Source organism: Micromonospora sp. NPDC003776, from assembly GCF_053605645.1.
Genome location: NZ_JBSGJR010000557.1, coordinates 1 through 4,595, shown reverse-complemented (window position 1 = coordinate 4,595; position 4,595 = coordinate 1). Strand labels below are relative to the sequence as shown.

Here is a 4,595-nt window from a genome sequence, read left to right as displayed (position 1 = left end):
CCGGGGCCGGTACGGCGGCGGAGGGACCGCCGGAGGCGGACGGGTCGAGCCCGCCCGGCACCGCCGGCGGCTGGTCGCCGGGGAGCGCCTGAGCGGCCTGGCCGGTGCCGGGTGTGGCCTTCAGCACCACCAGCGCGGTGGTGCTGGCGGCCAGGCCGGTGATCGCGAGGAGCGCGCGACGCATGGAGAGGACCTTCCTACAGTTCGAACGTGGCCAGGTGGATCTGCCGTCGGGGCACGCCGGCCCGCCGCAGCACCCGGACGGCCTCCTCGATCAGGCCGGACGGGCCGCACAGGTAGACGTCGCGCCGGGTCACGTCGGGCACCAGCCGGCGCAGCCCCTCCGGGCTCATCACCTGCCGCGGGCCGGGCTCGTGCCGGGAGCCGATGACGTACCAGACCGAGGTCTGGCGGGCCCGGGCGAACCAGTCGAGTTCGTGGTGCAGCAGCACGTCGTCGGGCGTACGGGCGCGGTAGATCACCGCCGCGCCCGGCGGCAGCTCCTCCAGCAGGGCCCGCAGCGGGGCGATGCCGCTGCCCCCGGCGATCAGCAGCGCCCGGTGCCGCTTGCGGTGCGCGGCGGTGAAGGTGCCGGACGGGCCCTCCGCCCAGATCCGGGTGCCCGGATCGAGGTCGCGCAGGTCGGCCGTGTGCGCGCCGACCACCTTCACGGTGAGCCGCAGCCAGCGCCCGTTGGCGGCGGCGGAGAGCGAGAACGGGTGGGACTGCCACCAGCAGCCGCGGGCGAGGAAGCGCCAGCGGAAGTACTGGCCGCCGAGCATCGGCAGCGAGTTGAGGTCGCGGCCGGTCAGGTAGATCGAGATGGTGTCCCGGCTCTCCGCCACCACCTCGGCGACCCGCAGCCGGTGCTTCAGGTTGAAGTGCAGCGGGGCGAGCAGCCGGCCCCACACCAGCGCGGCGATCACCAGCAGGTACGCGGCATACCAGCCGGTGCGCACCGGGCCCTTCGGGTAGAGCTCGGCGCCGTTGCTGAACTGGTGGGCGTAGCCGAGGAGGAGCACCGCGTAGCTGGCCAGGTGCAGCAGGTACCAGAGCTCGTACGGCAGCCGGGTGCGGATCGCCCGGATCGCGGTGAAGGCGACCGCGACCAGGATGCCGGCGGCGACGAACGCGGAGAGCATGTCCTGGTAGTCGCTGAGCATCACCCCGACCTCGGCGAGGATCGGGTGCTGCTCGGCCTGGGCGTAGGCGACCAGCAGGGTGGCCAGGTGGGCGAGCACGGCGACCAGCAGCGTGGCGCCGAGGTCGCGGTGCAGGCGGGAGATCCGCTCACCGCCGAGGCAGCGCTCCAGCACGGCCAGCCGGCTCATCATCAGCACCTGGACCAGCAGCAGGTAACCGCCGATCAGGCCGGTGATCCGGCCGACGGCGAGCAGCACGTCGCCGGTGGTGGCCAGGCCGCCCGCCGGGGTGTTCAGCCACCAGGGCAGCACGCTGAGCGCCAGGCCGGCCCAGAAGAGCGCGGCCAGGCCGCGCCGGGCGCCGGGCCCGCGCCGGGGCAGGCCCAGGTGCGCGGGTACGGCGGGCCCGGGCGGCGGGGCCGGGGCGGCCTGCTGTCGGGGCACGGCCCGGCCGCCGTACAAGGGGTCAATCCTCGTATGGCGGCCGTCGGTGTATGTGTCGGAAATATCCCTGTATATCATATGAACAACTTCATGGGGGAGAATTTCTGCCGGGGGAAGATCTTGTCCACCTGTGCCGACGTCAGGCCGAATCGCCCTTGGGCGACGGATCCGTAGACGTTGAACATGTTGTTGTATTCGGGTACGTCCCCGCTGTCCAGATCGTTCAACCCGTGCCACGACCCGAGCAGGGCCCCGGCGAGCTTACGCCCGCTGAGCAGAGTGATGACACCCCCGTGTCCGTGGTCGGTGCCGCCCTGGTTGGAGGCGACCCGCCGGCCGAACTCGCTGGACACCATGATCGTCACGTCGGCGGCCCAGTCCCCGAGGTCGGTGAAGAAGGCCGCCATGGCGGTGGCCAGCTCGTTGAGCCGGCGCCACAGCTGCCCGCCGTCGCGGGTGCCCTGGTTCTCGTGGGTGTCGTAGCCGCCCATCCCGACGGTGGCCACCCGGACGTTGGCCCCGCCCTTGATCAACTGTGCGAGCTGCTGGAAGGCGTTGCCCACGCCCTCGTAACGCACCCCGGCGGTTGGCTGATACGGCTTGGCCGCCAGCTTCCGCGCGGTGGCCAGCGCGCCCATCCCCTCCAGCACCGCGTCCTCGACCGGGTGGTTGATCCCGGTGAACAGGCCGCGGATCGCCTTCTCGGTCGCCGCGCGGTACCGGTCGTCGCCGTTGAGCCGCAGCTCGCCGACGCTGTTGAGGGAGAGCGCCCCGTTCACGCCGACCAGTGACCGGGGCAGCGTGCTGCCGATGCCGACGCTGCGGAACGCGGTGCCCTTGCCGAGGGCGTCGGTCAGGCTGTCCAGCCAGCCGCGGCCCCCGGTCTCGCTGGGCAGGCCGCCCAGGTTGCAGGCGTCGGCGGCCTGGAAGTGGCTGCGCGACAGCCGGGGGTCGGAGACCGCCGGCACGAAGCCGAGCTGCCCGGCCCTGAGCCACTTCTCCAGCGGGGCGAAGGCGCTGGTCAGCTTGAAGCCCCGGCCGATCGCCAGCGAGTCGTCGCCGAGCAGCAGGTCGGGGCGGCCTCTGGTGAGCACCGGGTCGTCGGCCGGGGCGACCAGGCTCAGCCCGTCCAGCCCGCCGTAGAGGAAGACGTGGATCAGGGTGCCGGTCCTCGTCGCGCCGAACGACGCCGACGTGGTGACGAACTGGGCGGTGGCCAGGGCGGTGGCGGTGGCGGCGGCGCCGGCCACGAAGGTGCGGCGGGTGACGCCGCGGCCGTCCCGCTGGGCCTCCTCCAGCTCCTCGAGGCGGCGGTACCGGTCGGCCTCGGCGGCGTTCTCGGCCGCGACGATGTCCGCCTCCGCGCGCAGCAGCGCCTCGGCCGGGTTGTCGGCCAGCCGCCGCAGGTCGGGGCATTCGGGGTGCAGGGGGTAGGGGTTCACGCTCATCTCCATCGAATGCCTCACCGGAGGTGGTGCTGGGGGGACGCGAGGATCGCCCGCGCGACGGCGGCGATGGCCCCGTTGAAGGTGGCGTCGACCTTGCTGCTCGGCGTCACACCGGCGACGCCGAGCACGAGCGCCTTCTCCCGGGCGCTCAGTTTCTGGTGCACCAGCCGCAGCGCCAGCGCGTCCAGGTACGCCCCGGCGGTGGCCGGTGGCCGGGCGACCAGCCGCTCCGGCCTGGCGTACGTGAACTCGGTGCGCCAGCCGGCGAGCAGGTCGCCGGCCTCGTTCCAGCCGTCCACCATGGTCCCGGCCGAGGTCCAGGCGACGTAGACGTCCGCGTACCCGTCCGGGGTGGGCTTGCCCATCGGGTACTGCCCCAGCTCGCGCAGCTTGTCCTGGACCTGCCGCAGCCCCTGGGCGAATGGGGTCCGCCGCCCGTCCCCCTTGAACTCCGGGGACGCGTTCGGCCCCACCCCGAGCGCCCGGTACGTGGCGACCAGGTACTCCATCGGGCGGCGTACCTTCTGGCCGACCGCGGCCCAGAACTCCGACGAGCTGAACATCGTCGCCAACACCGGGCGGATCTGGCCCCGATTGGTGGTGTAGGCCTTGGCCAGCCGGTCCACCAGGGACTTCGGCGGGGTGTCCGAGACGAACCGGGTGGCCAGGTTGCGGGCCACGTAGCCGGCGGTGGACGGGTGCAGCGCGAGGTACCGGATGTACTGGTCGATGACCTTGTCGGCGGCCCTGGGGTCGGCCGAGGTGTTGGCGTGGCTGAAGCCGAGGATCTTCACCTTGCCGAGGTAGTGCTGGTCGGCGCGGAAGACGTACCTGGTGTTCTCGACGCCGCGGCCGGTCTGCAGCAGGGCGGCCTGGCGGACGTCCTTCTCGGTGTAGCCACCGTCCACACCGACCGAGTACAGCTCCAGGTTCTCCCGGGCCAGGTTCTCGTTGACCGCGTCCTTGCGGGAGTCGTTCTGGTTCAGGTAGAGCAGCAGGGCCGGATGCTTGTTGGCGGCCACCAGCATGTCCGGGTAGCTGCCCAGGGCGTGCTTGCGGATGACGTCCCGGTCGAACGCGTTGCGGTAGATCTCGCCGCCGTCGAAGTCGGCGGCGACGTGCAGGAAGTCGTTCCAGAAGTCGACCATCACCTCGAAGAGCTGGCGGTCGGACCAGATCTGGCGGGCGATGGTCGCGTCGATCGTCTCCCGCGCCGGGTCGACGCCCCGCTCGTTGAGCTGGTCCCGCTGGTCGCGCAACTGCTGCGGGGTCAGCTTGAGCGAGGGCAGCTCGGCCAGCTTCAGCTCCGCCTTCGTCGGGGCGATCTTCTCCGGCTCCAGTTGCTCACGCAGCCAGTCGTCGATGCCGAGCCGCCGGATGTCGGCGAGGGCCTTCGGCGTGGCCCCGAAGGTCGCCCGGCTGGCCAGGTGCCGGATGGGGTCCTTGGCCAGCACCGTCCGGACGGTCACCGGGGTGGCCGCGGCGGCGGCCGCCGGGCTGGCGAAGACCCGGCCGCCGGACGGCGAGTTGCGCTTGAGGGCCGCGCCGGCCCGGGAGCCCA

Annotated in this window: 3 protein-coding genes and 1 pseudogene; all 4 read right to left on the bottom strand. The window is 72.5% G+C overall.

The genetic code is table 11. The features are described from left to right. A pseudogene (locus ACWEVO_RS30760) lies at positions 1 to 184 on the bottom strand (FMN-binding protein); the annotation flags it as partial. A gap of 13 nt (positions 185 to 197) precedes the next feature. Then, positions 198 to 1,604 (bottom strand): ferredoxin reductase family protein, encoded by a 1,407-nt coding sequence (locus tag ACWEVO_RS30755; RefSeq protein ID WP_452310966.1) that lies wholly within the window; start codon positions 1,602 to 1,604, stop codon positions 198 to 200. Between the two features lie 56 nt (positions 1,605 to 1,660). Then, a complete protein-coding gene (locus ACWEVO_RS30750) occupies positions 1,661 to 3,034 on the bottom strand; it encodes a DUF1501 domain-containing protein (protein ID WP_452310965.1) in 1,374 nt (457 codons plus the stop codon). A gap of 14 nt (positions 3,035 to 3,048) precedes the next feature. Next, the coding region (locus ACWEVO_RS30745; protein ID WP_452310964.1) for a DUF1800 domain-containing protein at positions 3,049 to 4,595 on the bottom strand (1,547 nt) is incomplete at its 5' end.